This window comes from Bauldia sp. (genome assembly GCF_020442045.1).
Taxonomy (GTDB): Bacteria; Pseudomonadota; Alphaproteobacteria; order Rhizobiales; family Kaistiaceae; genus Bauldia.
The window spans coordinates 1-3,220 of record NZ_JAGRLA010000065.1 but is presented as its reverse complement, the minus strand read 5'-3'; the positions used below and the strand labels follow the sequence as shown (position 1 = coordinate 3,220).

Here is a 3,220-nt window from a genome sequence, read left to right as displayed (position 1 = left end):
GGAGTGGAGCTGTTCGAGCGCCATCCGCGCGGGCTCTCCATCACCCATCAGGGCCACCAGTTCCTCCGCCACGCCACCAAGATTCTCGCCGACGTGTCGGATGCGCGGCGGACCTTCTCCGACGAGCGGCCCGCTGCCGCCGGCCACCTCCATCTCGGCGTCACCTCGCTGGTCGCCGGCTATGTCCTCTCGGACCTGCTTGCCCGCTATCGTCGCGCCCTGCCCAGCATCGATGTCTCGGCGATCGAGGACAATGGCGATTATCTCGAGCACCTGCTGATCGGCGGCGAGCTCGATGTCGCGGTCATGGTCATTTCCAATCTCCGCGACCGCATGGCGCTGCAGGCCGAGATACTCGAGGTTTCGCCCTACCGGCTCTGGCTTCCGATGGGACATCGCCTTGCCAGCGCCGATATCATCGGCGTCAAGGACATCGCCGCCGAGCCGCTGATCATGCTGACGGTCGACGAGACCGAGGAAAACACCGGCAAGCTGCTTTCGGCGCTCGGCGCCAAGCCGCACGTCGCCTTCCGCACCCGCTCCGTCGAAGCCGTGCGCAGCCTCGTCGCCACGGGCGCGGGCGTCGCTCTACTCCCCGACCTCGTCTACCGGCCGTGGTCGCTCGAAGGCGACCGGATCGAATCCCGCGACGTCTCCGGCTCGCTGCCGGTCGTGCAGGTCGGTGTCGTCTGGCGCCGCGGCTCGCACCTCCCCGACGCGGCGAGGGAGTTCATCGGAGTGGCCCAGACACAGCGGGTGACGCGGCACCGCTAGATATCGGAAATTCCGATATCGGCCTTCTGACAAATGAAATTGCGAAACCTGGCGCAAGCCGGGACGATGGTCTCCGGATTTGCGCCGCCGCGCGGGGTTGCGGCGCCCTGACCGGGAGAAGACTGATGAAATCCGCCCTGAAATCCTGCACTGCCCTTGCTGTGATAATGAGCTTTGCGGGCCAGGCCGTTGCCGCCGAGATGATGATGGAGCTCGGCGACGGCGAAGGCCAGGTCGATATCGTTGCCTGGCCCGGCTATATCGAACGCGGCGAAACCGATGCCGCCTACGACTGGGTGACGGACTTCGAGAAGGAGACCGGCTGCAAGGTCAACGTCAAGACCGCCAACACGTCGGATGAGATGGTCGCCCTGATGAACGAGGGCGGCTTCGACCTGGTGACCGCGTCCGGCGATGCGTCGCTGCGCCTCGTCGCCGGCAAGCGGGTCCAGCCGATCAACGTCGACCTGATCCCGAGCTGGGGGACCGTTGACGAGCGCCTCCAGAATGCCCCCTGGCACACGGTCGACGGCATGCATTACGGCACCCCCTACCAGTGGGGCCCGAACGTGCTGATGTACAATACCGAGGTTTTCAAGGAGGCCCCGGCGAGCTGGAACGTCGTCTTCGAGGAGATGGACTTTCCCGACGGCAAGTCGAATGTCGGCCGTGTCCAGGCCTATGACGGCCCGATCCATGTCGCGGACGCCGCCAACTATCTGATGTTCAACAATCCCGATCTCGGCATCAAGAGTCCCTACGAGCTCAACGAGGATCAGTACAAGGCCGCCCTCGACCTGCTGCGCGGGCAGCGCAAGCTCGTGTCGCGCTACTGGCATGACGCCTTCATCCAGATGGACGACTTCAAGAACGAGGGCGTGGTGGCGTCGGGCTCGTGGCCTTTCCAGGTGAACCTGCTCGCGTCCGAGGGGCAGCCGATCGCCTCGACGATCCCGCAGGAAGGGGCGACCGGCTGGGCGGACACGACGATGATGCATGCCGATGCCGCCCATCCGAACTGCGCCTATATGTGGATGGAGCATTCGCTGTCGCCGAAGGTGCAGGGCGATCTCGCCGCGTGGTTCGGCTCGGTCCCCTCGGTTCCGGCGGCCTGCAAAGGCAACGAGCTCCTGACCGATGAAGGCTGCGCCACCAACGGCTTCAACGATTTCGAGAGGATCAGGTTCTGGCGGACGCCGGTCTCGAAATGCGAGAGCCAGGGGGAATGCGTCCCCTATTATCGCTGGGTGTCCGATTATATCGGCGTGATCGGCGGACGCTGATCGCCCCGACCTCGGCCACACACCCCGTTCGCCGCGCCGGTCGCGGCGGACGGCAGATCTTGGGCCTGCCATGACAGCCGCGGTTTCCTTTCAGGGCGTCTCGCGTCATTTCGGTTCGGTGCGCGCGGTCGATCATGTCGACCTCGATATCGCGCCCGGCGAGTTCTTCGCCATGCTCGGGCCGTCGGGGTCGGGCAAGACGACCTGCTTGCGCCTGATTGCCGGTTTCGAACAGCCGACAGCCGGCCATATCGAGATCTTCGGCGAGACGGCGGAAGGCGTTCCGCCCTACCGGCGCCACGTCAACACGGTCTTCCAGGACTACGCGCTCTTCCCGCATCTCGACGTCGTCGAGAATGTCGCCTACGGCCTGATGGTCCGCGGCGTCGCCAGGGCGGAACGTCGGAAGGTCGCCGAGGAGGCGCTCGAGCTGGTACGGCTGCCCGGCTTCGGCGCCCGCCGTCCGGGTCAGCTTTCCGGCGGCCAGCGGCAGCGGGTGGCGCTCGCCCGCGCGCTCGTCAACAAGCCGCGGGTGCTGCTCCTCGACGAGCCGCTCGGCGCGCTCGACCTCAAGCTCCGCGAGCAGATGCAGGAGGAGCTGAGGAGCCTGCAGAAGCAACTGGCCGTGACCTTCGTCTTCGTCACCCATGACCAGGGCGAGGCGCTGTCGATGGCCGACCGGATCGCTGTCTTCGACCAGGGCCGCATCATGCAGCTCGGCACGCCGGAGGATGTCTATCGCCGGCCGCGCTCGCGCTTCGTCGCCGATTTCGTCGGCTCGTCGAATGTCCTGCCACCCGACTTCGTCGCGCGCCTCACGGGCAAGGCGCGGTGGGCGAGCCTCCGGCCCGAGGCGGTCCGGGTGGAAGCAGCCCCCGGCGGTGCCGTGACCGGTCTGGTCGTCGCGCGGAATTTCCTCGGCGCCGCGACGCGTCTCGCGATCGAGGTCGAGGGCCTGCGTCTTCATGCCGTCCTGCCGGCAACGCAAACGCCCCCCTCCGAAGGCGAGACGGTATCGCTCGCCTGGAATCCATCCGACCTTCACCTGATGGAGCACGGCGGATGAGCGCCGGGGCGAGGTCTGTCCTGCCCGATCGCGGCGGCGTTTTCGGATCGCTGTCCGACCTGTTGTGGCGGCGGCCCAAGCTGCTTCTCGCCCTGCT

The 3,220-nt window shown here is 66.5% G+C and carries 3 protein-coding genes; all 3 read left to right on the top strand.

What is annotated here, in order from left to right:
• Positions 1–774 (top strand): LysR substrate-binding domain-containing protein (locus tag KDJ86_RS07695; RefSeq protein ID WP_291744534.1); only part of this gene is annotated, 774 nt, incomplete at its 5' end.
• Between the two features lie 125 nt (positions 775–899).
• Positions 900–2,057 carry an ABC transporter substrate-binding protein gene (locus tag KDJ86_RS07690; RefSeq protein WP_291744533.1) on the top strand — a complete coding sequence of 386 codons (1,158 nt, stop codon included), beginning with the start codon at positions 900–902 and terminating at the stop codon, positions 2,055–2,057.
• 70 nt (positions 2,058–2,127) lie between these two features.
• Positions 2,128–3,123, top strand: coding sequence for an ABC transporter ATP-binding protein (locus KDJ86_RS07685; protein ID WP_291744532.1), 996 nt, complete (start codon positions 2,128–2,130; stop codon positions 3,121–3,123).
• Positions 3,124–3,220 lie beyond the last annotated feature (97 nt).

What these genes read in the sequence shown, in the direction of transcription:
- KDJ86_RS07690 (WP_291744533.1), top strand. Translation starts at nt 900, where the DNA reads ATGAAATCCGCCCTGAAATCCTGCACTGCCCTTGCTGTGATAATGAGC.
- KDJ86_RS07685 (WP_291744532.1), top strand. Translation starts at nt 2,128, where the DNA reads ATGACAGCCGCGGTTTCCTTTCAGGGCGTCTCGCGTCATTTCGGTTCG.